Source organism: Eleftheria terrae (assembly GCF_030419005.1).
GTDB lineage: Bacteria > Pseudomonadota > Gammaproteobacteria > Burkholderiales > Burkholderiaceae_C > Caldimonas > Caldimonas terrae.
Genome location: NZ_CP106951.1, coordinates 4,432,890 through 4,457,237, shown reverse-complemented (window position 1 = coordinate 4,457,237; position 24,348 = coordinate 4,432,890). Strand labels below are relative to the sequence as shown.

The following is a 24,348-nucleotide window of genomic DNA, read 5'->3' as shown; positions in this document are numbered from 1 at the left end:
TCGAGCGGCTTAGAGCTCGAGGGTCTTGATGTCGAAGCTGAAGCGGCCGTGCTCGTCACGGGCGAGCGAGAGCCGCTGGGTGCCGGGCAGCGAGACGCGCGCGGCCGAGAAGGCGGGCTGGATCGGCAGCTCGCGGCCGCCCCGGTCCACCAGCACCGCGAGCGTGACGCTGGCGGGCCGGCCGAAGTCGTACAGCTCGTTGATGACGGCGCGGGTGGTGCGGCCGGTGTAGAGCACGTCGTCGATCAGCAGCACATGGCGGTCGTTGACGTCGAAGGGCAGCCGGGTGTGGTCGGCGCCGGCGGCCAGGCCGCGGGAGCCGAAGTCGTCGCGGTGCAGGGCGCTGGAGATCACGCCGTGCTCGCCGTCCAGGTGCAGGTCGCGCTGCAGGCGCTCGGCCAGCCAGGCACCGCCCGACCAGATGCCCACCAACGCCACGCCGGGGCGCAGCAGCGGGCGCACGCCCGCCTGCAGGTCGAGGTACAGCGCCTCGGCGTCGAGAAGCAAAGTGCTCATGGTGCGGTCCGTTCGCGAAAGAACTGTTGCAGGATCAGGCAGGCCGAGGCAGCGTCGGCATCGCGCGCGCCGCCGGCCAGCGCCTCGGTGGTGGTGTAGCGCTCGTCGACCTCGTGCACCGGCAGCCGGAAGCGGCCGTGCAGCTGCCGCGCGAAGCGCCGGGCGCGGCGGGTGTTCTCGTGCTCGGCGCCGTCGGGGTGGAAGGGCACGCCCACCACCAGCGCGTCCGGCTGCCATTCGGCGACCAGCTTGCCGATGGCGGCGAAGCGCGCATCGCCCTCGGCGGCCACGGTGCGCAGCGGCTCGGCGCCGGCGGTCAGCGAATTGCCGGTCGCCACGCCGACCCGCCTGAGGCCGAAGTCGAAAGCGAGGAAAGTCTGGGGACGCTGGAAGGCCGGGGGCAGGTCGCTCATGCGTGCCCCACCTCCTGCGTCAACATGCCGGGGTGGATGCCGAGCAGCGCCAGGGCCCGCTCGTAGCGCCGCTCGACCGGCGTGTCGAAGATCACCTCGGGCACGGCCGACACGGTGAGCCAGCCGTTGCGGCCGATCTCGTCTTCCAGCTGGCCGGCGGTCCAGCCGCTGTAGCCGAGCGTGACCAGCACCTTGCTCGGGCCGCCGCCGCTGGCCAGCGCCTCCAGCACGTCCTTGCTGGTTGTCATGGCCAGGCCGCCGGGGATGGGCAGCGAGGAACTGTAGTGCAGCGCGCCGCCGGCTGATTCGTGCAGCACGAAGCCGCGCTCGGTCTGCACCGGGCCGCCGAAATAGACCGGCGCTTCCGCCAGGTCGGGACGGTCCAGGCTGAGATCGACCTTCTCGAACAGGTTGCGCAGGCGGATGTCGATCGGCTTGTTGATGACCAGGCCCAGCGCCCCCTTCTCGGTGTGCTCGCACAGGTAGACAACGGCACCGGCAAAGGTGTCGTCCGCCATGCCGGGCATGGCGATGAGGAACTGGTTGGTGAGGTTGATGCTGGCAGGGTCGGCGGCCATGGCCTCATTCTAGAGCCTGTTGGCGCGCGATCCTTCCCGCCGGCGCGGCATTGCGGCGCCGGCGCCTTGCGCGGGCAACGCCACGATGGGCCGACCTCTGCCAAGATGCGGCCGATGGAGAAATCACTCGATGCCGCCCTCGTCTGGTTCCGCCGCGACCTGCGGGTGCGCGACCATGCGGCGCTGTACCACGCGCTGAAGGCCGCCCGCCAGGTCTGGTGCGTGTTCGTCTTTGACACCGACATCCTGGACGAGCTGCCGCGTGCCGACCGGCGCGTGGAGTTCATCCGTGACAGCGTGGCCGAGCTCGACCAGGCCCTGCAGGCGCTGGCCGACGCCGCGGGCCGGCCTGGCGGCGGGCTGATCGTGCTGCACGGCCGCGCGGTGGAGGAGATCCCCCGGCTGGCCGATGCGCTGCACGTGCAGGCCGTGTATGCCAACCACGACTACGAGCCGGCCGCGCGCGAGCGCGATGCCAAGGTGCTGGGCCACCTGGCCGACCTGGGCATCATGCTGCACACCTCGAAGGACCAGGTGGTGTTCGAGACGAACGAGGTGCTGACCGCCGCCGGCACCTGCTACAGCGTGTTCACGCCCTACAAGACCGCCTGGCTGAAGCGGCTGGACGGCTTCTACCTGCGGCCCTACCCGGTGGCGCGCCATGCCGCGGCGCTGGCGCCGCGGCCGCAACCCTGGGGCCGCCCGCCCCCGACCCTGAAGGCGCTGGGCTTCGAGCCGACCAACCTGCACGAGCTGCAGATTCCCACCGGCATGAGCGGCGCCGAGCAGCTGATGGACGATTTCCTGGAGCGCATCGACCGCTACGAGGAAACGCGCAACTTCCCGGCGCTCAAGGGCCCGAGCTACCTGTCGGTGCACCTGCGCTTCGGCACGTTGTCGATCCGCGAGGCGGCCAGCCTGGCCTGGGACCGCATGCGCGCCGGCTCGCGGGGGGCGGAGGTGTGGCTGTCGGAGCTGATCTGGCGCGACTTCTACCACCAGGTGCTGCACCACCACCCACAAGTGGTGACCCACAGCTACAAGCCGGAATACGACGCGCTGCGCTTCGAGCACGGCAAGCATGCCGAGAAGCTGTTCGCCGCCTGGTGCGAGGGGCGGACCGGCTACCCGCTGGTGGACGCGGCCATGCACCAGCTGAACCAGACCGGCTACATGCACAACCGCCTGCGCATGGTGACGGCCAGCTTCCTCGTGAAGGACCTGGGCGTGGACTGGCGCTGGGGCGAGCGCTACTTCGCCCGCCAGCTCAACGACTACGACCTGGCCTCGAACAACGGCGGCTGGCAGTGGGCCGCCTCGACCGGCTGTGACGCGCAGCCCTACTTCCGCATCTTCAATCCGGTCAGCCAGAGCCAGAAGTTCGACGCGCAGGGCAAGTTCATTCGCCGCTACCTGCCGCAGCTGGCACGGCTGCCCGATGCGGCCCTCCACGCGCCCTGGCTGGCGCGCCCGGTGGAGCTGGCGGCTGCCGGCCTGCAGCTCGGGCAGAACTACCCGGAGCCCATCGTGTCGCACGAGGAGGCGCGCCAGCGCACGCTGCAGCGTTACGCGGCGGTGCGGCAGGTGAGCAAGACCGCCTGAAACGCCACAGCCCGGGCAGGCCGGGCTGTGCAAACGCAGGTGGGGGCGGCCGGCTCAGAACAGCTCGATGTCGCCGACCTTGGTGGCGTCCTTGAGCAGACCCCGGCGCACCAGGTCGCCGTGCCCGCAGACCTGGTTGCGGCCATGCTGCTTGGCGTAATAGACCGCCTGGTCGGCCCGCTCGAAGGCGGCACTGGGCGCATCACCCGCAAGCACCTCGGTGAAGCCGACGCTCGCCGTCACCTGGCCGACCTGCGGGAAGGCGTAGCTGGCCATGTTCTGGCGCAGCCGTTCGAAGGCAGCGGTGGCATCGTCTTCGCCACCGCAGCGCAGCAACACGACGAATTCCTCGCCGCCGAAGCGGTAGAGCCGGTCCTGGAAGCGGAAGGTGCTGCGCAGGATGCGCGCCACCAGCAGCAGCACTTCATCACCGATCAGGTGGCCATAGCGGTCGTTCACCTGCTTGAAATGGTCGATGTCGACCACGCCCAGCCAATGGCTGGTGGGCGTGTCGCTGCGCCGGCCGGCAGCCGCTGCGCCGGCGCTGGCGGCCTGGGCGTGGGCGGTCTTCAGGAAGGCTTCGTCGAAGGTCTTGCGGTTGAGCAGGCCGGTCAGCGTGTCGCGTTCGCTGTAGTCAAGCAAGCCGTTGAAGTTGCGGTAGATGCGCAGGATGCTGTTGACCATGCGCTGCGTCGCCTCGGCCACCGGCTCGGGCGTGCTGATTTCCACCGCCCCGATCGCGTCGGCTTCGGCGAACAGCGGGAACAGCAGCAGGTGCCGGTCGCCGCGCTGGCCGACCACCACCGCCTGGTTGTCCACACATTCGCTGAGCAGGGGCTCGCTGGCGCGGTCCGGCAGGTCCTCGAAGGCCACCCAGGGTGGGTCGGAGACCGCCGCCACCTGACCTTCGTCAAGCCGGGCACGCAGAAGCCATCGCTGCTGGCCGGCCTCGCCGACCAGCTTGTGCACCCGCACGCCGCAGGGATGAAGCAGGTCCATCAGGGCATGCGCAAGCGTGACGTCGAGAAGGTCGCGATCGCGATAGCCCGTCAGCGCGGCAAGGTGGTCGATGGCAGTGGTCATGGGCAGGCTTCAGCGAGGCGGGGATGGCGCCCGCCACCGCAGGGCGGCGGGCGCTGCAGACCGGTCCGTCTCAGGACACCACGTCCGCCGCCGTCATGTCGGCAGTGTAGCGACCGATCAAGGCCAGCAACTCTTCCTCACTATACGGTTTTCCGAGGTAGTGGTTGACCCCGAGTTCCGCGGCATAGTCCCGGTGCTTCTGGGCAATTCGCGAGGTAATCATGATGACCGGCAGGTGAGCCAGCCGTGCATCGCCGCGAATGTTGCGCACCAGGTCGAAACCGTCCATGCGCGGCATCTCGATGTCGCTCAGCACCACGGCCGGGCGTTCCTCGGCCAGCCGCTCCAGCGCTTCCAGGCCGTCCTTGGCCAGCGAGATGCGGTAGCCCTCGCGGGTCAGCAGGCGCTGGGTGACGCGGCGCACGGTGAGCGAATCGTCCACCACCAGCACCAGCGGCGCGATCGGGGCTTCCGGCTGCAGGGCCTGGGCCATCGCGGCGGCCTGGGCGGCGGCCTCGCCGGCCGGCAGGTGCAGGGACGCCTGCGTCATGGCCCGGGCTGCGTCGCCGTAGACCGTGGCCAACGCCACCGGGTTGTAGATCAGCGACACCGCACCGGACGCCAGCAGCGTCATGCCGGCCAGGCCGGGCAGGCGCGACAGCTGGGGACCGAGGTTCTTGACCACCACTTCCTGGTTGCCCAGCACTTCGTCGACGTGCAGTGCCACGCGCTGCTGCGCGCTGCGCACCACGACGATGGGCACCGAGCGGCCGATCTCGGTGCCACGGCCGCTGGACTGCAGCAAGGCACCCAGCCAGAAGAACGGCACCAGCTGCTCGCCCATGCTGTAGCTGCCCGACTCGTAGCAGCGCCCCAGCTCCTCGGCGGAGCCACGCCGCACGATCTCGACCAGGTGCGAGGGCACGCCCACCGTCAGCTGGCCGCAGCGCAGCATCACGATCTGCGTCACCGCGGTGGTCAGCGGCAGCACCAGCTTGAAACTGGTGCCCTGGCCGGCGCTGGTGGCCGTTTCGATGCGGCCGCCCATCGCGTTGACGTCGGAACGCACCACGTCCATGCCGACGCCGCGGCCGGCCAGCTCGGTGACCGTCTCGGCCGTCGAGAAGCCGGGCATGAAGATCAGGTTGGCCAGCTCGGCATCACTCGGCTCGGCGGCCGCGTCGAGCAGCCCCATGGCCAGTGCACGCTGGCGGATGCGGCCGAGGTTCAGGCCGGCACCGTCATCGCGGAACTCGATCGAGACTTCGTTGCCTTCCTGGTGCACCGCCACGACGATGGTGCCCACCGGGTCCTTGCCCGCCTCGGCGCGCAGCTGAGGTGCCTCGACGCCGTGCGTGACGCTGTTGCGCAGCAGGTGCTCGAAGGCGCCCGTCATCCGCTCCAGCACGCCGCGGTCGACTTCGATCGAGCCGCCGACGATGTCCAGCCGCACCTGCTTGCCGGTTTCCTTCGCAGCCAGCCGCACCACGCGGTACAGCCGCTCGGACAGGCCCTCGAACTCCACCATGCGGGTACGCAGCAGGTCGTCCTGCAGGTCGCGCGTCAGGCGGGCCTGGGCGGCCAGCTCGTCCTCGGCCGTCTCCAGCGTGCGCTGCAGCGTGCGCTGCACGGTGGCCACGTCGTTGACCGACTCCGCCATCATGCGGGTGAGTTCCTGGAAGCGGGTGAAGCGGTCGAACTCCAGCGGATCGAAGCTGTTGCCCTCGGCCTTGGCCGCCTCCATGCGGGAGGTCATCTGCGTCTCGGCCTGCAGCTCGATGTCACGCAGCTGCTGGCGCAGACGTTCCAGGTTGTCGGTCAGGTCGGACAGCGAACCCTTGATCTGGCCGACTTCCGATTCCAGGCGGGCGCGCGTGATGCTCACCTCGCCCGCCTGGTTGACCAGGCGATCGAGCAGCTGGGCACGCACCCGCACTGCGGCATGGCTGGCACCGCCGGTGCCCCGCACCGCGGGCGCCGTGCCCGCCATCGACCGACCGGCAAAGCGCGACCAGTCGATGGCCGTGCCCGGTGCAGCGCCGAGCGGCTGCGGCTGCGGCAGCGACGGCGCCAGCGCCGGCACGCCGGCGGCCGGCGGCAGCGCGGAGGCGCTGGGCAGCGGCTCGAACACCGGTGCCACCGGCGGCGCGGCCTCGGGGGCCGGCGCGGCCTGCGGCGTCATCGGGATGGCGGCGGTCGCATCGGCATAGGCCTGGGCGTCATTGGCGCGCAGCGCGTCGAACACCGCGGTCAGCGCATCCACGCGCGCCTGCAGCGGGTCGAGGTCGGGCGCAGTGACGTCGCCGCGCACGAGCAGGCGCTCGATCGCGGTTTCCAGCCGGTGGGCCATTTCACCCAAGCGCATGGCACCGGCCAGGCGGGCGCCACCCTTGAAGGTGTGCAGCGTGCGCATGCAGGCGTTGGCGTGCTTGAACTCCTGCGGCTCGCCCACCCAGTCGCGCATCTGGCTGCCGAGCTGCGGCAGCAGGTCCTGGCCCTCTTCCTCGAAGATCGGGAAGAGGTCGTCGTCGACCGCATCGATCTGGTCGATGTCGTCGTCGATGTCGATGCCGCCCGGCAGGCCCGTGACATGGGTCGGCAGCGAGGTCGGGGTTTCCAGCGCGGACAGCTGCTTGAGCTCGGTCCGGCCCAGCTCCGGCAGCACGGCCACCGGCTCCGGCGTTGCCGGGGCCTGGGGCAGCTCGATGGGCGGCAGCGGGCTGGCCTCGGCCAGTGCGTCGGCGGCCGGCTCGAAGGGCTCGACCGTCTCGGGCAGCAGCGGCTGTGCGTCGGCCTCGACCTCGGGCTCGGTGACTGCTGGCGGCGCCGCGGCTTCGATCGGCGCTTGCGTTTCTTCGGCGACCGGCTCGGCCTCGATGGGCAGCTCCAGGTCGGCGGCAGGCAGCGCCTCGACGTCCGGCAGCGGCGCGGCTTCGGACAGGGCCGGCTCGGCCGTTTCGTCCAGCGAGCCCTGCACGCTGTCGAAGCCACCGGTGGTGCTGGGCGTGTCGCCGTCGAGGCGGGCGTTCATCGCTTCCAGCAGGCGGGCCGATTCGATCTCGTGCGCGGCCAGGCGCTCCAGCAGGGCCGGCGACGGCTCCTTCAGGAAGCCGGCGGCGAACTGGTGCAGCAGGTGGCGGATTTCCTCGGCCACGTCCACGAACAGGCGGGCCTCGTCCGTGCTGCCGCTGCCCAGCGCTTGCGAGCGCATCAGTGCGTGCTCGAGCTGGCGGGCCAGCTGCGACAGGTCGGTGAAGCCCACGGTGGCGGAGCTGCCGGCCAGCGAATGTGCCAGCGCGACCGGCGTCTCGCCGACCGGGCGGTGCAGTTCCATCGCCCACTCGGCCACCTCGGTGGTGAGGCGGCGCGACAGTTCGTCGGCTTCGGTCAGGTAGATGTTGAACAGCGGGATGCTGATGCGCAGCGGCCCGACCACCTTGACCTGGTCGCTGATGGGCTCCGGCGTGGCCGGCAGTTCGGCCTCGGGCAGCTCGGCCTCCGGCTGCTCGGCTTCGGGCGGCTCGGCGCGGGACACCGGCAGCGGCACCACGTTGTCGGGCAACGGCGGCACCGGCTCGCCGGCGCCGCGCAGCGCGGCGACCAGCTCGGCACCGGCGTCGGCGGCGAAGTCGGCGCTGCTGGCTTCCAGGCCGGGCAGGTCGAGGTTGAAGTCGATGTCCAGGCTCGGCACGCCGGCAGCCGGCGTTTCGGCGACCGGGGCTTCCTCCGCCGGCCGGGTGGCCTCGAAGGCCTGCAGCAGCTCGGGCGGCAGCTCCTCCAGTTCGGCAGCGGGCACTTCGACCGGGGCCTCCGCCTCGTCGAGTTCGAGCGTGCCGGGCAGCTCCAGGGCCGGTTCGGCCGCCGGCTCCGGCGTGGCAGCGCCGCCCTCGAAGGCGGACAGGTCCAGTTCGAGGTCGGTGATTTCCGGCAGCGCCGGGGCTTCGGCCGGGGCAGGCGCCTCGACAGGCGGGAGCGCCTCGGCCACCACCGGCTCGACCGGCTCGGCCACCGGCGCGGCGGGCACCGGCGCCAGCACCGGGGCGACCACGGCGGGCGGCGGCGCAGCGTCCTGCAGCGACAGGCGGCGGCCTTCCAGCCGCAGCGCATCGGCCACGCGGCGCACCGGCGCGCTGTGGTGGGTCGGCGGCACACGGTCGGCGATCTCGCCGATCCAGGCGGCCATGTATTCCAGCACTTCAGCGGTCAGCTCGCGCAGCGTCTCGTCAGCCGGCCGCTGTTCGGCCAGCCAGCTGTTGTAGAGCTGCTCGCAGGCCCAGCCGGCCTCGCCGAAGTCATTCAGGCCCACCATCCGGGCGCTGCCCTTGAAGGTGTGGAAGGAGCGGCGCACCGCGGTCAGCTGCTCGATGTCGTCCGGCGTGCTGGCCAGGCGGTCGAGCGCCTCGCCGGCCGTGGCCATCACTTCCTGCGCTTCGATCAGGAAGATCTCGCGCATCTCGTCGTCTTCTTCCAGGCCCGAACTGGTGGCCGGGGCCGGCGACGGGCGTGGCACGGGAGCCGGCGCCGGGGCCGGCATCGCGAGCGGCTCCAGCGCCACCGCCTCGGAGGCGGTGGAGACGAAGTCGGCCATCGCCTGGGCGACCTGTTCGCGCGCTTCCTGCACGTCGACCTGGCCGGCTTCCACCTGGGCCACCACGTCTTGCGCGCTGGACAGGGAAGCAATCAGGGCCGGCTGATCGGCCACCACCACTTCCTGCGACAGCTTGGCCAGCTCGGCCGACACCGTCTCCAGCGGCACGTCCTCGCGCACCACCGCTTCCGCCAGGGTCTGCGCCTGCTCGATGAGGCGGGGTTCGACCAGGGTCACCGGGCCCGCTTCGGGCGCCGTGGCAGCGCCTTCGGCACGACCCATCACCGGCTTCAGCTCACCGCTCGCCGCATCGAAGACGAACAGCGACTTGGCCATCTGCGGCTGGTAGCTGAGCATGTCGATCAGGAAACCGAGCGCGCCCAGGTTGCCGGCCAGCCGGTCGAAGGTGCCGGTCTCGGCGGCACGCACCGGGTCGACTTCGGTGGCGATCATCTCGTCGACCACCTCGCGCATCTTCAGCACCGCCTGCGAGGCCTGGTCCAGGCCCAGCACCGACAGCACGCCGCGCATCGCCGTCAGCTGCTTCGGCACGGTCACCAGCACGCTGCGGTCGGCCGGGTTGCGGAAGAACAGGTCGATCTGCTTCTCGGCCTCGGTCAGGGAGCTGCGCAGCTCCTGCACCACGCTGCCCATGGTCTGGCGGTCGGAGACCCGGCGGTACAGGTCTTCCATCCAGGGCTCGAGCGGCTCGGGCGAGCGGCCCTTGCGCACCGACTCGATGCGCTGCGCCAGGCGGGTGGTGCGGGCTTCCTGCTCGGGATGGTCAAAGTCGACATCCTCCAGCGACGCTTCCAGGTAGAGCACGCTGGTGGCGACTTCCATTGCCAGCGGGGCCACCGGGCTGGCGTGGCTGTCCACCGTCTGCTGCACTGCGGCCTGCAGTGCGTCGGCCAGCGCTTCGCCGGCCGGATAGATCTTGCGCAGGGAATCGCCCACCAGGCTGAACTGCTCGTTCAGGCTGGGCAGGCGGTGCATTTCGCCACCGGCCACCGCCGACCAGGAGTCCTTCGCCGCGGCGACACGCTTGCGCGCCTGCACCAGCTGGCCCGGATCGAAGCGGCCGAGCTGCGACACCTCGTAGTTGACAGACGGATGCTCCACCAGGCCGTAAGCCTGGCGCACCGCGGACAGCCGCGGCGCGGAGCCGTCGGCGGGCAGCGGGCACTGCGCACAGAAGAACAGCAGGTCTTGCGCCAGGCGGTCCGACACGGCGGATTCGCCGCGCTCGAGCATGGTGAACTGGGCCAGGATGCGCGAGGCGACCCGCTTGCTGTAGACGTCGGTCTTCAGCAGCCCCTTGGCCTGGGCCTCGAAGAAGGCCGCCGCCAGCTTCCAGAAGGTGGCCACCTGAGGGTTGGCCGCACTGGCACCCAGGCCCGAGCAGACGTCGCTCATTCGATTGGCGGCCGCCGGCGAGGCACCGCGCATCAGCGTCAGCAGCAGGCGCTCCAGCTCGGAGCGGGTCGCTTCATCGGGTTGGCGCACCACCGCGTCGGACGCGGTGGGCAGCTCCACCCACTGCCAGTCCACGCTCCACAGGTCCGCCGGGTGGACACGGTCGGCACCGGCCAACTCCTGCACCGCGCGGTATTGCGGGAACAGCGCCACCGGCGAGATCTTGCGGCCGGCCAAGACCCGCTGCAGGAAATCGAGCAGGCCGAAGGAGGCCTTCTCGATCGCATCGACCGCCGCGGCATTGAGCTTCTGGGGTTTCTGCACGAAACGCTGCACTGCGGCCTCGGAGGCGCGCAGCACCGCGGCTGCCGACGGCATGCCGACCAGCTCCAGGGCGCCCACGCCCTGGTGCAATTGCTGGCGTGCCGTGCGCAGCACGGCCGGGTCGACATCGTCGACGTCGGAGCCGAGCACGCCCTCGGATTCCTTCAGAAATCGTCTGAGCGCCTTGTGCGCCGCCTCGAGCGACTTGCGCAGCTCCTCGTGCACCCAGGCCAGGGAGCTCAGGTCGTCGCTCTTGATCGTGTCGCGGTTACTGTCCATCCAGTGCCCCGTCGGGAATAGTGCCGGGAGGTCCTGCCTCCCGAAAATAGCTTGTCCAAATGCACGCAGGGGCGGCAGCGCCGCCCCTCGATCGCTAGCGGCCTCAGCCGATCTTGAAGCGTGACACCGACTGTTTGAGTTCTTCCGCACTCTTGGACAGCTCGCGCACCAGTTGTGCGGTGGAGCGAGTCCCTTCGCCGGTCTGCTCGGTCACGGCGAAGATGTGCTGGATGTTGCCGGCCACCACGTTGGCGGACTCGGCCTCTCGGGATGCTTGTGCGGAGATCTGCTCGATCAGCTCGGCCAGCTGGCGCGACACCTTGTCGATCTCGCCCAGTGCGGTACCGGCCGCGTCGGACAGTCGGGCCCCTTCGACCACACCCTGGGTGGAGCGCTCCATGGCGCCCACCGCGTCCTGGGTGTCGGTCTGAATGGTCTTCACCAGGGCCGCGATCTGGCGCGTCGCGTCGGCCGAGCGTTCGGCCAACCGCTGAACTTCCTCGGCCACCACCGAGAAGCCGCGACCCGCTTCACCGGCCGACGCGGCCTGGATGGCGGCGTTCAGGGCCAGCACGTTGGTCTGCTCGGTAATGTCGGAAATCAGCTCGGTGATTTCACCGATCTCCTGCGACGATTCGCCCAGCCGCTTGATCCGCTTGGAGGTTTCCTGGATCTGGTCGCGGATGGCGTTCATGCCGCCGATGGTGTTCTGCACCGCCGCCAGACCGGACTCGGCCGCTTCCAGCGACTGGCGCGCCACCTGGGCCGACTGCTGTGCCTGGGCAGACACTTCGTTGATTCGGCTCGCCATCTGCAGCACCGATTCACCGGTGTCGCGGATCTCGCGCAGCTGCTCGGTCGACGCCGCCAGCAGCTCGGTCGAGGTGGCCTCGACCTGCTGCGTGGTTTCCGTCACGCGCGACACCGTGCCTTGCACCTGCGACACCAGCGAGCGCAGCTCTTCCACCGTGTAGTTCACCGAGTCGGCGATGGCGCCGGTGATGTCTTCCGTCACCGTTGCTTGTTGCGTCAGGTCGCCCTCTGCCACCGTCTGCAGCTCGTTCATCAGCCGGAGAATGGCGGCCTGGTTGGCGTCGTTGACGCGCTTGGCTTCCTGCTCCTGGCGCTCGGCTTCCTGGCGCTGCTGTTCGGCGAAGATGGTCCGCTGGCGCTGGTCCTGCAGGTAGACATAGGCCAGGCCACCGATACCCAGCAACGCGAGCGCCACCGAGATCACCAGGAAGGCCACGTTCTGCGTGCCGAAGCCGGCCTCGCCGGACAGGCGTTCCTGCACCGTTTCCAGGCCCTTACGCAGCGGCTCGCTGTCGGCAATGATGGCCGCCTGTGCTTCACGTGCGGACACCAGGCCCTGCAGGTTGCCCAGGATGGCGCCGGCCTGCGTGCGGGTTTGCTCATAGAGCTGCAGCAGCGCGTCCAGTCGCTCCTTGGTCTGCTCGTCGCGGGTGCCGGGCAGGCGCAGTTCCGGGCTGCCTTCGGACAGGCCCTGCGCGATCTCGCGGAAGGAGTTCAAGTCCTTGCCCAGCAGGAACACGGCCTCGGGGCTCACGCCTTCCATCGTCAGGAATTCGTTGGCCGACTTGCCGATACGCTGGGTCAGCATCACCAGCTGGCCGGCGGCAGAAATTTCGGCCGGCGAGGCGTTTTGCTGCAGCTTCAGCGACGCCACCGTCTCGGCGATTTCCAGCAGGTCCGACGACTGGCGGTTGATGGCGCGCAGCGCCTGGCCCACCTGGGTCAGGATCTGCTGCTGCGACAACACGGTGTTGGCGTTCTTCTCGGCGCGGTCGACCAGCAGCACCAGCGGCTCCAGCGTGGTCTGCACCTCGGAGGACGCGGCCGCCAGGCCGCTGCCGGGGTCGCCGTTCTTCAGGCCGCGCACGTCGCGCGCCAGCACGGAGGTGCTTTCCTTCACTTCGGGGAAGGCCTGCGGGCTGCCGATCAGTGCCTGCGACACCGACTTCGCCAGCCGTTGCGACTGCATCAGCGCCTGACCGGAAGCCCGCACCTGCTCGGCGACCTTGTTCGCGGCGGTCTGGGACAACACCGTCACGAGCACCAGGCCCACCAGGCCGGCCACCGTCATGCCGCCCAGCAAACGCTGCTGTGTCGCCAGCGACAGGTGGCCGATCAGCGGCACCGCCACATGGTGGCCGCCTTCACGGCCGGCCTGCTGCATGCGGGTGTCGGCGAATTCGCCGGGCATCTCCGAAGGCGCCGCCTCGGAGATGATGGAGGAGTCCTGGCTCACCGTCGACGCGCCAGCGCGATCGAAGGCCAGCGTGCCGTCGGCCCCGGGCAGCGGGAGATCGTCCAGCCGTGGGGAGACCTCATCCTCCGGGGTATCCGGCGAGCCGCCCGCCAAGGACTTCTTGCCCGAACCTTTAAGCTTGTTGATGAAACCCATATATCCCTCTAGCTCACGTCCCGGGCCTCAGCCCACAATCTTCAAAAAGGCCTCGTCGGAGGCCAACGCGCCCAGGCTCAGTTCCTGCCACTTGCGACCCTGGCCGTCGCGGTAGAGCCCACCGACGAAGCCCGGCTTGTCGCGCGACTCGTCCGGCTCCAGCTGCAGTTGTTCCTTGCCGCGCAGTCCGGCCAGCCGCTCCACCAGCAGTGCGCAGTTGATTTCCAGCATCGGATTGAAAGCCACCAGGCGGGCCTGGTCGCGCACGTTCTCGGACGGCGCGACCGATGCCGCGGTGTTCCTGAATCCGAGGAAGCCCGCCAGGTCCACCACACCGTGCAGCCCCCCCCGCAAGTTCGCCACGCCCAGGAACCAGTGCGCCGTGTGCGGCACCGGCGCGTGGGCCGAAAAGGGGAAGATCTCGCCTGCGTCCGACAAGGGCAGCAGGAACCCATGGCCGGCCGACTCCACGGCCAGCCAGTTCGCGGTGCGGGCCTCGGTGCGGGCGGCCTGCAAACGTTCGGCCAGCCGGCTTTGCAACTCTCGCAGCGCTTCTTTTTTCGCCATTCGTCTTGCCTGTGTCCCTGTGTGGTCTGGCGCCTAGATAACCCGTGCCGAGCCTCAAGCTCAGTCGAAGGCGCGGATCTTGGCGATCAGCTCGTCGGCATCCACCGGCTTCACGACATAGTCGCGCGCGCCCTGGCGCATGCCCCAGACCTTGTCGGTTTCCTGGTTCTTGCTGGTGCACATGATCACCGGCACGTCGGCGAAGTTGGGGTCCCGCGTGATCGCGCGCGTGAGCTGGAAGCCGTTCTGGCCGGGCATCACGACGTCCATCAGGATCAGGTCGGGCTTTTCCTCGCCCAGGCGGCGCATCGCCTCTTCGCCGTTCTCGGCGGTGCGCACCGCATACCCTTTCTTGGTCAGCAGCTCCGACAGGTGGTGCAGTTCGGTCTTGGAGTCGTCGACCAACAGGATCTTCTTGACTGGCATGGCTCTTTCCTCGCTCCGTCCGCCACAGGCGGACTTCTACTACTTCAACGGTTTCGTGCAGAAGGGCGCCGCGGGCGCCCTGTACGTACTTCTCAAGCCACCCGGCTGTACTGCTCCACGGCCTGGAGCAGCTGGTCCTTGGTGAACGGCTTGGTCAGGTAATCCTCGGAGCCCACCATGCGGCCGCGGGCCTTATCGAACAGGCCGTCCTTCGAGGACAGCATGATGACCGGCACCTGCGCGAACTTGGGATTGCGCTTGATGATGGCGCAGGTCTGATACCCGTCGAGACGAGGCATCAGGATGTCGCAGAAGATCAGCTGCGGCTCATGGTCATTGACCTTGGCCAGCGCGTCGAAACCGTCTTCTGCAAGCACCACCTGATAGCCCCCTTGCTTCAGGAAGATCTCCGCACTGCGGCGGATGGTGTTGCTGTCATCGATGACCAGCACTTTGGTGGCTGTATCCACCGATGTAGCGTTGTCGCTGCTCACAGAGCCCTCTCCTCAACGACTTCCGTAGCGTGATTGTGGCAATCAGATCTGCACCATCTCGAAGTCCTCCTTGCGGGCGCCGCATTCAGGGCAGGTCCAATTCATGGGGACGGCAGCCCAAGGCGTTCCGGGCGCGATACCATGCTCCGGGTCGCCAGCGGCCTCGTCATAGATCCATCCGCAAATCAGGCACATCCAAGTTCGAGACTCGCTCACTTTGTATCAGTTTCACTACAATGATGCGAGTCATTGTAGCCTTACGAAGACACCAAACTACGTGGGTCTGTGCGAACTTACACGTGATTGTTCACGTAGACTTTGTAACCGACCCGCCCGCCGAACCGGCTGCTCATGACCACCGATCCCACCTCTCCCGAATTGACGCAAGACGACGCCCAGGACATGACCGGGCCGGCCTGCGTGATGACCTTCAATGCAAACGACCCGAGCGGCGCCGGTGGCCTGGGCGGTGACGTCGCCACCATTTCGGCGATGGGGGCGCATGCGCTGCCGGTCGTCACGGCCGTGCTGCTGCGCGACACCGCCGAGGTGTTCGACCACCATGCCATCGACGAGGACGCCATCGTCGAGCAGGCCCGCAGCATCCTGGAAGACGCCGCCATCTCGGCCTGGAAGGTCGGCTTCCTCGGCAGCGCCGAGGGAGTGAGCGCTACCGCCGAAGTGCTCAGCGACTACCCCGACGTGCCGCTGGTGGCCTACCTTCCCAATCTGTCGTGGATGGAGGAAGCCGACCATGAGGCCTATCACGAGGCCTTCCGCGAGCTGGTGCTGCCGCAGACCGAGGTGCTGGTCGGCAACCACAAGACCCTGACCGATTTCCTGCTGCCCGAGTGGGAGGCCGACCGCCCCGCCTCGCCGCGCGAGCTGGCCGGCGCCGCCAGCGAGCATGGCGCGCGCTTCGTGCTGGTGACCGGCGTGCAGCTGCCGGACCAGTACGTCGACAACGTGCTGGCCTCGGCCGAGGGCCCGATCACCGGCGAGAAATTCGAGCGCTTCGACACCTCCTTCGTCGGCGCGGGCGACACGCTGGCCGCCGCGCTGGCCGCCATGCTGGCCAACGGTGCGGAGCTGCACATGGCCTGCTCGGAAGCACTCGCCTTCCTCGACCAGACGCTGGATGCCGGCTTCCGCCCCGGCATGGGCTCGGTGGTGCCGGACCGCTTCTTCTGGGCCCAGCCGCCGGCCGAAGACGAGGAGCTGGCCGCCGGCAGCGAATTCGAGGCGCCCAACGATCCCCGCCATGTCCACTAATACCGCCTTGTTCGAACGCGCCCAGCGCGTCATCCCGGGCGGCGTCAACTCGCCGGTGCGCGCCTTCCGCTCAGTCGGCGGCACGCCGCGTTTCATCAGCCGGGCCCAGGGGGCCTACCTGTTTGACGCCGAAGGCAGGCGCTACATCGACTACATCGGCTCCTGGGGACCGATGATCCTTGGCCACGGCCACCCGGCGGTGCTCGAGGCCGTGCAGAAGGCCGTCACCGAGGGCTTCTCCTTCGGCGCGCCCACCGAGCGCGAGATCGAACTGGCCGAGGAAATCCTCAAGCTGGTGCCCTCGATGCAGCAGGTGCGCCTGGTCAGCTCCGGCACCGAGGCCGCGATGAGCGCCATCCGCCTGGCGCGTGGCGCCACCGGCCGGGCCAAGCTGATCAAGTTCGAAGGCTGCTACCACGGCCACGCGGACGCCCTGCTGGTCAAGGCCGGCTCGGGGCTGGCCACCTTCGGCAACCCCACCAGCGCCGGCGTGCCGCCGGAGGTGGTGCAGCACACGCTGGTGCTGGAGTACAACAACATCGCCCAGCTCGAGGAGAGCTTTGCGCTGCACGGCCAGGACATCGCCTGCGTGATGATCGAGCCGATCGCCGGCAACATGAACTTCGTGCGCGCCGCCCTGCCCTTCATGCAGCGCCTGCGGGAGCTGTGCACCGAGCATGGCGCGCTGCTGGTGTTCGACGAAGTGATGACCGGCTTCCGGGTCGGCCTGCACAGCGCGCAGGGCCTGTATGCCCGCCAGCTGCCCGGCTTCCGCCCGGACCTCAGCGTGTTCGGCAAGGTGATCGGTGGCGGCATGCCGCTGGCCGCCTTCGGTGGGCCGGCGGAGATCATGCAGCAGCTGGCGCCGGTGGGGCCGGTCTACCAGGCAGGCACGCTGTCCGGCAACCCGGTGGCCACCGCCTGCGGCCTGGCCACGCTGCGCGAGATCCAGAAGCCCGGCTTCTTCGACGCACTCGCCGACAGCACCCGGCGCCTGGTGGCCGGCCTGGAGCAGGCCGCGCGGCAGGCCGGCGTGGCCTTCTGCGGCGACAGCGAGGGCGGCATGTTCGGTTTCTTCTTCGGGCCCGAGCTGCCGCAGCACTACAGTCAAGTCATGGCCACCGACAAGGAGCGCTTCAACCGCTTCTTCCATGCCATGCTGGAACAAGGCATCTACCTGGCACCGGCGCTCTATGAAGCCGGCTTTGTCAGCGCGGCGCACAGCGCGGCCGACATCGACGCCACGGTGGCCGCGGCCGCAGCCGCACTGCGCAGCTGAGCGGCGGACGCTCCAGTTTCTCCATCCATTGACGGGCCCGCGGGGCCCGTTTTTTTCGGGCGGCCGGCCGCGCCCGGCGCTCAGAACGCCAGCCGGCCCGCTTCTCCCGGCTCCACCGCATTGCGCCGGATCACGCTGGCGAACCAGTGGAAGCTGTCCTTCGGCCGGCGCTCCAGCGTGGCGAAGTCCACATGCACGAGGCCGAAGCGCATCGTGTAGCCCCAGGCCCATTCGAAGTTGTCGAGCAGCGACCACAAGGTGTAGCCCCGCACATTGCAGCCCGAGCGGATGGCCCGGTGCATGGCGATCAGGTGGCGCTGGCAGTAGGCGATGCGCTTGTTGTCGCGCACCCGGCCGTCGCCATCCGGGCCGTTGTTGTAGCAGGCGCCGTTCTCGGTGATGTAGACCGGCGGGTTGCCGTAGCGGTCGCGCAGCCACAGCAGCACGCGATAGAAACCTTCCGGGTAGATGGCCCAGCCGATGTCGGTCAGCTCGAAGCCGGGCACGTCCACTGTCGACGCGCCGAGCAGGGCCGCCAGCTCGGCCTTGGCATCGCCGCTGCGCTTCAATTGCGGCGGGACGTCAGGCGCCAGCGTGTAGCTGCCGGTGTAGTAGTTGATGCCGAGGAAGTCGGTCGGGCTGGCGATGATCGCCATGTCGCCGTCCTGCACCGGGGGGCGGGCGCCCAGTTCGGCATAGCGCTCCAGCATCTCCTCGGGATAGTGTCCGAAGTAGATCGGGTCGAGGTACCAGTTGTTGAACCACTCCAGGCCGCGTCGGCACGCGTCGATGTCGGCCTGGCTTTGCGAATAGGGCTCGCGCCAGTCCACATTCGGTGCCATGCCGATCTCGCCGGGCAGCTTCAGTTCGCGGAAGCGCCGCACCGTCAGGCCGTGCGCCAGCAGCAGGTGGTGGGCCACCGCGAGGGTCGCCTGGTGGTTGCGCTGCCCAGGCGCGTGCTCGCCGATCTGGTTGGACAGGTTGGCCGAGCACCATGGTTCATTGAGCGTGATCCATTGGCGCACCCGATCGCCCAGCGCTTTGAACACCGCCTCGGCATAGGCCACGAAGGCGTGGGCCGTCTCGCGCACTTCCCAGCCGCCCTCGTCCTGCAGGCACTGCGGCAGGTCCCAGTGGTAGAGGGTCACCATGGGCTGGATGTCGGCGGCCAGCAGCGCGTCGACGAGGCGGCTGTAGTAGTCGAGGCCCTTGGCATTCACGGCCCCCCGCCCGCTGGGCACCACCCGCGGCCAGGCCACCGAGAAGCGATAGACCTTGGCGCCCATCTGCTTCAGCAGGGCGACGTCCTCCTCGATGCGGTGGTAGGAGTCGCACGCGACGTCCCCGGTGTGCCCTTCGAGCACCCGTCCGGGTTGCCGCGCGAACGTGTCCCAGATCGACGGGCTGCGACCGTCCTCGTCATGCGCGCCTTCAATTTGATAGGCGGATGTCGCCGCGCCCCATTGGAAGCCGGCCGGAAAGTGAAGCAGTGTGGATGCGGACATTTTGTTTGCATGGCGAATGAAAGGGCCAGCATACCAGTCATGAAAGCGCTTTCAAGATTGCCCCACCGAGGGAAAACCCGTACCTTGGAGAGGTCAGTCAGGGCCGGAGGCGGCAGCGCGCAGCCCACGGCGGAGCTGGAGCTGGAGCTGGAGCTGGAGCTGGAGCTGGAGCTGGAGCTGGAGCTGGAGCTGGAGCTGGAGCTGGAGCTGGAGCTGGAGCTGGAGCTGGAGCTGGAGCTGGGCACTGGCACTGGCACTGGCACTGGCACTGGCACTGGCACTGGCACTGGCACTGGCACTGGCACTGGCACTGGCACTGGCACTGGCACTGGCACTGGCCTTGGTGTGTGGCTCGCAGCTCGCAGCGCGTGGCGTGTGGCGGCCAGGGAGGCCCACGGCGCTTGAGACTCCCGCTGGCGGGCGCCAGCGCTGCCGAGGCCGCCGGGCGGCGCAACCGCGCAAGGAGGCGGCTCACTGCGGGCGACCGTGGGCGCATGGCCAGCGGCCCTCGCACGCCCCCTCACCGCCGCGCCACGCCCGGATGCAGGGCGGCGGGGCCCGCGCTTCTCCGCTTCTAGAATGGCCCGATGCACATTCACATCCTCGGCATCTGCGGCACCTTCATGGGGGGCCTTGCCGCGCTCGCCCGCGAGGCGGGCCACCACGTCACCGGCTGCGATGCGGGCGTCTACCCGCCGATGAGCGACCAGTTGCGCGCGCTGGGCATCGACCTGATCGAAGGCTGGGACCCCGCACAGCTCAGCCTGAAGCCCGACGTCTGGGTGGTCGGCAACGTGGTGTCGCGTGGCAACCCGCTGATGGAGGCACTGCTCGACCGCGGCGAGCGCTACACCAGCGGCCCGCAATGGCTGGCCGAACACGTGCTGCAAGGCCGCCACGTGCTGGCCGTGGCCGGCACGCACGGCAAGACCACCACCACCTCGATGCTCGCCTGGATCCTGGAGCATGCCGGCCGGGAGCCGGGGTTCCTGGTGGGCGGCGTGCCGCAGAACTTCGGCGTCTCGGCGCGCCTGGGCCGCGGGCCGGCCTTTGTCATCGAGGCCGACGAGTACGACACCGCCTTCTTCGACAAGCGCAGCAAGTTCGTGCACTACCGGCCGCGCACCGCGGTGCTCAACAACCTGGAATTCGACCACGCCGACATCTTCGAGGACCTGGCGGCCATCGAGAAACAGTTCCACCACCTGGTGCGCACGGTGCCGGGCCCCGGCCGGGTGGTCGTCAACGGCCGCGAGGAGAGCCTGCAGCGCGTGCTCGCGCGCGGCTGCTGGAGCGAGCAGGCGAGCTTCGGCGTCGCCTCGGGCTGGAGCGCCGACGGTGAGCCGGACCGCTTCGAGGTGCTGCAAGCCGGCCGCCGTGTCGCGCGAGTCGAGTGGGGGCTGCTGGGCGAGCACAACCAGCTCAACGCCCTGGCCGCCATCGCGGCGGCCGAGCACCTCGGCGTGGCACCGCAGGCGGCGGCCGAAGCGCTGTCCAGCTTCGGCAATGTGAAGCGGCGGCTGGAGCTGCGCGGCGAGGCCGGCGGCGTGCGGGTCTACGACGACTTCGCCCACCACCCGACGGCCATCCGCACCACCATCGACGGGCTGCGCCGCAAGGTCGGGGCCGAGCGCATCCTCGCCATCTTCGAGCCGCGCTCCAACACGATGAAGCTGGGCACGATGAAGGCGCAGCTGCCGTGGTCGCTGGAGCAGGCCGACCTGGCCTTCTGCCACAGTGGCGGCCTGGGCTGGGATGCCGCCGAGGCACTTGCGCCGATGGGCGCACGCGCGAGCGTGGACGACAACATCGACGCACTGGTGCGCCGGGTGGTCGCAGCCGCCCGGCCGGGCGACCACTTGCTGTGCATGAGCAACGGCAGCTTCGGCGGGGTGCACGACCGGCTGCTCCAGGCGCTTGCCACCACGCCGGCCACCTGACACGCGCGGGCGCTGCTGGCCCGCCGGCACGGCAGCGCGGGCGTCGATGGCGGCAGCGCCGCCTGCGTTGCCAAAGCAACCGGGCGGCCGCCGTTGCCGGCGCCGCCCCGTGCCACCCGCGTTGGGGCTTCAGCCGCGCGTCATCGTGGCGCGCAGGGCCTCGCTCAGCATGGCCAGGCTGTCCTGCAGATGGGCCTGTGCCTCGATCGACAGCTTATGGTTGCCCGCAGCGGCGCGCAGTTGCGCCTGCAGCTGGGTGGCGTTGAAGCGCATCAGGCTCAACGCGTCGGCCGGCAGGCTGGCCGAGCCCTGCGTCAGCAGGTTCACCACCCGCCTCAGGTGCTCGCGCTGCAGGTTGCGGCGCACGCGGTCGATGTCGCTGCCATTGCGGGTCTCGCTCCACACCGCGTCCTGCAGTGTGCGGTAGACCTCCTGCAGCGAGATCGCCTGGCGGGCTGCGCCACCGAGGTACTGCGGCAGGTCCAGCAGCCGGGTGGCGACACCGGGGCTCAGCAGCCGGTCAAGCGCGGCACCCTGCACGCTCAGGACCGCATTGGGCACGCTCACCGGCCCCATGCTCTCGCGGTCCAGGTAGTCAGGCGGCAGGCTGCTCAGGAACTCGGGCCGGAACTGGAAGCTGTCGGCGCTGAAGATGCCGCGGGCCAGCAGTTGCAGGGCCTGGCGCTGCTTGGCCGGCTCCACCGGGGTGTAAGTGCGGCGCTTGGTGGTGCCAGGCAGGTCGCGCACCTGCACCATGCCGCCGATGTACTTGCTGGCCAGCTCGGTGGTGCGGTTGAGCTGGCGGAAGCCGGTCAGCAGCAGGCGACGCTGCAGCAGCGGATCGCCTTCGCCCTGCGGTACCACGGTCTGGGTGCGCTGCCACAGTTCCTGCGACAGCTTCAGGCGCTTCTCGGCATAGGCCAGCGGATCGTCGCCCAGGTCGAAGCGGTTGGCCAGCGGGTCGATGCCCTCGAAGCCGGCGAAGCCACCGGCGTCGTAGTCGTCGGCATAGGCCAGCGCCGGCTCGGTGCTGCGGGCCGCGATGCGAGCCAGCTCCGCCGCCTCCTGCTCGGCGGCGATCGGCTTGTAGGCGTACTCGATGGCCCAGTAGTCGTAGGGCCCCAGCGTGTCATTGTTGTAGGCGCCCTGGCGCTCGCCCTTGAGGGCCAGGTTGAAGGCGTTGTAGTCCATCACCGAGCCGGACACGCCGTGCTCGCGGGTGTAGGCGCTGTCACCCAGCTGCGAACGCTTGACGGTGGTCGAGCCCTTGAAGTTGTGCTTGAGGCCCAGCGTGTGACCCACCTCGTGCATCACCGTGTCCTTGACGACCGACTGCACGAAGGCCTCGGCCTCGGGGCTGTCGGCGGTGAGTTCACCCCGTGCCTCGAGCGTGTCGAGCACGAAGTCCATCTCGGCGGCGTTCTCCAGCGCGTAGCTGCAGTCCTCGTGGCGCTCGTGGCTGCTGGCGGCGTGCGGTCGCTGCTCGGCCGGACGGCCCTTCTCCTCGACGAAGAAGCGCCGTGCACTGCGGCTGAACACATCGGCCATCGCGATGTCGGCGTCCAGGATCTCGCCGGTACGCGGGTCGGAATGGTGAGGACCGCGGGCATAGCCGGCGTCGGCACCGACATACCAACGGATGGAGGCGTGGCGCGCGTCGAGCGTGTCCCACTCGGCATCGTCGGGCTGCTGGCGCACCACGATGGCGTCCTTGAAGCCGATGCGCTCGAAGGCCTTGTTCCACTCCAGCACGCCGGCCTCGACCGCCGCCCGGTAGCGCGCCGGGATGTTGCGGTCCAGCCAGTAGACGATGGGCGCCTTCGGCTCGGAGAGTGCTGCCGCCGGGTCCTTCTTCTCGAGGCGCCAGCGGTTGATGTAGTGCACCCGCGGGTTGGACTTCAGGTCGGAGGAAACGTCGGTGTGGGCGTCGGTGAAATGGCCCAGCCGCGGATCGGCACGGCGCGGCGTCATCGCCACCTCGGGCAGGCGGGCGAAGTTGTAGACGAAGCCGACGAAGAAGCTGCGCGCATCCGGCGTGGTGACGGGCGCCGCGCTGCCGGCCGGCATGCGGGAGGTGGCGAAATGCATGCGCACGTTCAGCGAGGTCAGCTCGCTGGTGGCCGAGCTCATCTCGAAGAAGGAATTGCTGCGGTCGAAGCTGAAGGGTGCACGAAAGGCGGCTTCGATCTGGCTCGAATAACCGGCGATGTCACCCAGCAGGAAGCTGGCGTCGATCAGCACCGAATGGCGCTCCGCATGCGTGGCGCTCACGACTGGCGTGGCGCCCAGCAGGCTGTCGGAGAAGGCCTGCGCCAGGGCCTGCTGCAGCGGCCCGTTGCCGTCGGCCCGGAATCCGGTGTTGCGCGCCAGCAGCTGCATCTGGTTGCCGATGCGGCGGAAGCTGGCGACCCAGCTGCTGCCCATCTGGCTGGCATACAGGCCACGCTCGCCGACCGAGCTGTGCACGTTGGCCGACAGCAGGAAGGGCTGGCCCAGCCGGGCCTCGGGGATCTCGATCCAGACCTTGTCGTCCTTGCGCCAGAGCGGGAAGTAGCCGTCGCTGAGGGTGGCGCCGCGCACCACCTCGGAGAAGGCGCGCAGCCCCGAGTTGTCGTTGCGCATCGGCGAGGGCGCCACCGGCCGCGTGGCGCCGGCAGCCAGCTCGGTCGGCGCGACGGGATGCACCGCCGGCGTCACCGCGGCGGTGGGCGCCAGCGCGGTGGCGCAGCCCCCCAGGCCCAGCAGTGCCGACAGCACCCAGGTCGTCGGCCAGCGTGTCAAATACTCGTTCACGGAAAGATCCCTCTCGCTTGCGGCAGCTCGATGCACCACCATCGCGGGGCAGTATAGAAATGCAACTGCGCCCCAACACGCCTCCCGGAGCCCGTCCGGCACGTGGCTGGCGACCCCGTGCGGAACACCACGGATCACAAGCCCGCTAGACTGCCGCTTTCCCCCCTTTGTTCCGGCCTTTCGCGCCGCCTCCCTAGAACGGGGGACGGGACGTGAGAAAACCCACAATCGTGACGACGACCCACCTGCTCTACCTGCATGGCTTCCGTTCCTCGCCGCAGTCCACCAAGGCCCGCCTGACCGCCGCCCGCGTCGACAGCCTGCGCGCCGCTGGACACGAGATCCACTGGTGGTGTCCCCAGTTGCCGCCCTCGCCCGCCGAGGCGGTGGCGGGGCTGCTCGCGGGGGTGTCCGGCTGGCCCGCCGGGCAGGCCGCGGTCATCGGCAGCTCGCTCGGCGGCTTCTATGCCACGGTGCTGGCCGAGCGCCTGGGCTGGCGCGCGGTGCTGTTGAACCCGGCGGTCGATCCGGCCCGCGACCTGAGCCGCCACATCGGCGAACAGAAGGCCTGGCACAGCGAGGAGCGCTTCTATTTCCGGCCGGAGTTTGTCGACGAGCTGCGCACGCTGTCGCCGCCCCGCCTGAGCCGGCCGGAACGCTACTTCGCCGTCATCGCCAAGGGCGACGAGCTGCTCGACTGGCGCGAGATGGCGGCGCGCTACGCGGGCAGCCAGCAGCAGGTGCTGGAAGCCGGCGACCATGCGCTGTCCGACTATCCGGAGCAGCTGGATGCGGTCTTCCGCTTCCTCGGCCTGTCAGCCTGAACCGGCGGCTGAGAAGCCGGCCGC

18 protein-coding genes are annotated in these 24,348 nt (G+C 69.4%); 6 read left to right on the top strand and 12 right to left on the bottom strand.

Features of this window, described 5'->3' with window-relative positions:
* Positions 1–9: 9 nt before the first annotated feature.
* The 3 genes from pyrR to N7L95_RS19915 are packed head-to-tail and all read right to left on the bottom strand — an operon-like array spanning position 10 to position 1,507.
* Positions 10–516, bottom strand: a complete 507-nt coding sequence (pyrR, locus tag N7L95_RS19925; RefSeq protein WP_301256991.1) for a bifunctional pyr operon transcriptional regulator/uracil phosphoribosyltransferase PyrR — start codon at positions 514–516, stop codon at positions 10–12.
* The gene (ruvX, locus tag N7L95_RS19920; RefSeq protein WP_301256990.1) at positions 513–929 is read right to left on the bottom strand and encodes a Holliday junction resolvase RuvX; all 417 of its coding nucleotides are present in this window, start codon (positions 927–929) and stop codon (positions 513–515) included. Before ruvX ends, pyrR begins: the two co-directional genes overlap by 4 nt.
* Positions 926–1,507 carry a YqgE/AlgH family protein gene (locus N7L95_RS19915; protein WP_301256989.1) on the bottom strand — a complete coding sequence of 194 codons (582 nt, stop codon included), beginning with the start codon at positions 1,505–1,507 and terminating at the stop codon, positions 926–928. The genes ruvX and N7L95_RS19915 overlap by 4 nt, the downstream gene beginning before the upstream one ends.
* Positions 1,508–1,621: 114 nt before the next feature.
* Between N7L95_RS19915 and N7L95_RS19910 the strand changes: the two genes are divergently transcribed.
* On the top strand, positions 1,622–3,109 hold the full coding sequence (locus N7L95_RS19910; RefSeq protein WP_301256988.1) for a cryptochrome/photolyase family protein: 1,488 nt from the start codon (positions 1,622–1,624) through the stop codon (positions 3,107–3,109).
* Positions 3,110–3,163: 54 nt separating this feature from the next.
* On the opposite strand, the gene N7L95_RS19905 is transcribed toward N7L95_RS19910, so the two are convergent.
* The 7 genes from N7L95_RS19905 to N7L95_RS19875 all read right to left on the bottom strand — a co-directional run bounded on the left by N7L95_RS19905 (position 3,164) and on the right by N7L95_RS19875 (position 14,906).
* Positions 3,164–4,192: a GGDEF domain-containing protein gene (locus tag N7L95_RS19905; RefSeq protein WP_301256987.1), complete on the bottom strand. Its 1,029-nt coding sequence runs from the start codon at positions 4,190–4,192 to the stop codon at positions 3,164–3,166.
* 70 nt (positions 4,193–4,262) lie between these two features.
* The gene (locus tag N7L95_RS19900) at positions 4,263–10,799 is read right to left on the bottom strand and encodes a FimL-related protein (RefSeq protein ID WP_301256986.1); all 6,537 of its coding nucleotides are present in this window, start codon (positions 10,797–10,799) and stop codon (positions 4,263–4,265) included.
* Between the two features lie 103 nt (positions 10,800–10,902).
* Positions 10,903–13,224 carry a methyl-accepting chemotaxis protein gene (locus N7L95_RS19895; RefSeq protein ID WP_301256985.1) on the bottom strand — a complete coding sequence of 774 codons (2,322 nt, stop codon included), beginning with the start codon at positions 13,222–13,224 and terminating at the stop codon, positions 10,903–10,905.
* Between the two features lie 27 nt (positions 13,225–13,251).
* A complete protein-coding gene (locus tag N7L95_RS19890; protein WP_301256984.1) occupies positions 13,252–13,791 on the bottom strand; it encodes a chemotaxis protein CheW in 540 nt (179 codons plus the stop codon).
* A gap of 60 nt (positions 13,792–13,851) precedes the next feature.
* Positions 13,852–14,217: a response regulator transcription factor gene (locus N7L95_RS19885; protein WP_301256983.1), complete on the bottom strand. Its 366-nt coding sequence runs from the start codon at positions 14,215–14,217 to the stop codon at positions 13,852–13,854.
* Between the two features lie 92 nt (positions 14,218–14,309).
* A complete protein-coding gene (locus tag N7L95_RS19880) occupies positions 14,310–14,711 on the bottom strand; it encodes a response regulator (protein ID WP_301256982.1) in 402 nt (133 codons plus the stop codon).
* 42 nt (positions 14,712–14,753) lie between these two features.
* Positions 14,754–14,906 carry a rubredoxin gene (locus N7L95_RS19875; RefSeq protein WP_301260194.1) on the bottom strand — a complete coding sequence of 51 codons (153 nt, stop codon included), beginning with the start codon at positions 14,904–14,906 and terminating at the stop codon, positions 14,754–14,756.
* Positions 14,907–15,062: 156 nt separating this feature from the next.
* On the opposite strand from N7L95_RS19875, the gene thiD reads away from it, so the two are divergent.
* Both thiD and hemL read left to right on the top strand, forming a co-directional pair.
* Positions 15,063–15,983 (top strand): bifunctional hydroxymethylpyrimidine kinase/phosphomethylpyrimidine kinase, encoded by a 921-nt coding sequence (gene thiD, locus N7L95_RS19870; RefSeq protein ID WP_301256981.1) that lies wholly within the window; start codon positions 15,063–15,065, stop codon positions 15,981–15,983.
* The gene (gene hemL, locus N7L95_RS19865; RefSeq protein ID WP_301256980.1) at positions 15,973–17,262 is read left to right on the top strand and encodes a glutamate-1-semialdehyde 2,1-aminomutase; all 1,290 of its coding nucleotides are present in this window, start codon (positions 15,973–15,975) and stop codon (positions 17,260–17,262) included. Before thiD ends, hemL begins: the two co-directional genes overlap by 11 nt.
* 80 nt (positions 17,263–17,342) lie before the next feature.
* Here hemL and N7L95_RS19860 read toward each other — a convergent pair whose 3' ends face one another.
* Positions 17,343–18,767, bottom strand: a complete 1,425-nt coding sequence (locus tag N7L95_RS19860) for a GH1 family beta-glucosidase (protein WP_301256979.1) — start codon at positions 18,765–18,767, stop codon at positions 17,343–17,345.
* An 84-nt stretch (positions 18,768–18,851) separates the two neighbouring features.
* On the opposite strand from N7L95_RS19860, the gene N7L95_RS19855 reads away from it, so the two are divergent.
* The gene (locus tag N7L95_RS19855; RefSeq protein WP_301256978.1) at positions 18,852–19,172 is read left to right on the top strand and encodes a hypothetical protein; all 321 of its coding nucleotides are present in this window, start codon (positions 18,852–18,854) and stop codon (positions 19,170–19,172) included.
* 182 nt (positions 19,173–19,354) lie between these two features.
* Complete coding sequence (mpl, locus tag N7L95_RS19850; protein WP_301256977.1) at positions 19,355–20,707, top strand: UDP-N-acetylmuramate:L-alanyl-gamma-D-glutamyl-meso-diaminopimelate ligase; 1,353 nt, start codon at positions 19,355–19,357, stop codon at positions 20,705–20,707.
* 129 nt (positions 20,708–20,836) lie between these two features.
* Here mpl and N7L95_RS19845 read toward each other — a convergent pair whose 3' ends face one another.
* Entirely contained in the window at positions 20,837–23,500 is a 2,664-nt protein-coding gene (locus tag N7L95_RS19845; protein WP_301256976.1) for a zinc-dependent metalloprotease, read from the bottom strand.
* A 212-nt stretch (positions 23,501–23,712) separates the two neighbouring features.
* Between N7L95_RS19845 and N7L95_RS19840 the strand changes: the two genes are divergently transcribed.
* The gene (locus tag N7L95_RS19840) at positions 23,713–24,324 is read left to right on the top strand and encodes a YqiA/YcfP family alpha/beta fold hydrolase (RefSeq protein ID WP_301256975.1); all 612 of its coding nucleotides are present in this window, start codon (positions 23,713–23,715) and stop codon (positions 24,322–24,324) included.
* Positions 24,325–24,348: the final 24 nt, after the last annotated feature.

What these genes read in the sequence shown, in the direction of transcription:
- pyrR (WP_301256991.1), bottom strand. Translation starts at nt 516, where the DNA reads ATGAGCACTTTGCTTCTCGACGCCGAGGCGCTGTACCTCGACCTGCAG.
- ruvX (WP_301256990.1), bottom strand. Translation starts at nt 929, where the DNA reads ATGAGCGACCTGCCCCCGGCCTTCCAGCGTCCCCAGACTTTCCTCGCT.
- N7L95_RS19915 (WP_301256989.1), bottom strand. Translation starts at nt 1,507, where the DNA reads ATGGCCGCCGACCCTGCCAGCATCAACCTCACCAACCAGTTCCTCATC.
- N7L95_RS19910 (WP_301256988.1), top strand. Translation starts at nt 1,622, where the DNA reads ATGGAGAAATCACTCGATGCCGCCCTCGTCTGGTTCCGCCGCGACCTG.
- N7L95_RS19905 (WP_301256987.1), bottom strand. Translation starts at nt 4,192, where the DNA reads ATGACCACTGCCATCGACCACCTTGCCGCGCTGACGGGCTATCGCGAT.
- N7L95_RS19900 (WP_301256986.1), bottom strand. Translation starts at nt 10,799, where the DNA reads ATGGACAGTAACCGCGACACGATCAAGAGCGACGACCTGAGCTCCCTG.
- N7L95_RS19895 (WP_301256985.1), bottom strand. Translation starts at nt 13,224, where the DNA reads ATGGGTTTCATCAACAAGCTTAAAGGTTCGGGCAAGAAGTCCTTGGCG.
- N7L95_RS19890 (WP_301256984.1), bottom strand. Translation starts at nt 13,791, where the DNA reads ATGGCGAAAAAAGAAGCGCTGCGAGAGTTGCAAAGCCGGCTGGCCGAA.
- N7L95_RS19885 (WP_301256983.1), bottom strand. Translation starts at nt 14,217, where the DNA reads ATGCCAGTCAAGAAGATCCTGTTGGTCGACGACTCCAAGACCGAACTG.
- N7L95_RS19875 (WP_301260194.1), bottom strand. Translation starts at nt 14,906, where the DNA reads ATGTGCCTGATTTGCGGATGGATCTATGACGAGGCCGCTGGCGACCCG.
- thiD (WP_301256981.1), top strand. Translation starts at nt 15,063, where the DNA reads ATGACCACCGATCCCACCTCTCCCGAATTGACGCAAGACGACGCCCAG.
- hemL (WP_301256980.1), top strand. Translation starts at nt 15,973, where the DNA reads ATGTCCACTAATACCGCCTTGTTCGAACGCGCCCAGCGCGTCATCCCG.
- N7L95_RS19860 (WP_301256979.1), bottom strand. Translation starts at nt 18,767, where the DNA reads ATGTCCGCATCCACACTGCTTCACTTTCCGGCCGGCTTCCAATGGGGC.
- mpl (WP_301256977.1), top strand. Translation starts at nt 19,355, where the DNA reads ATGCACATTCACATCCTCGGCATCTGCGGCACCTTCATGGGGGGCCTT.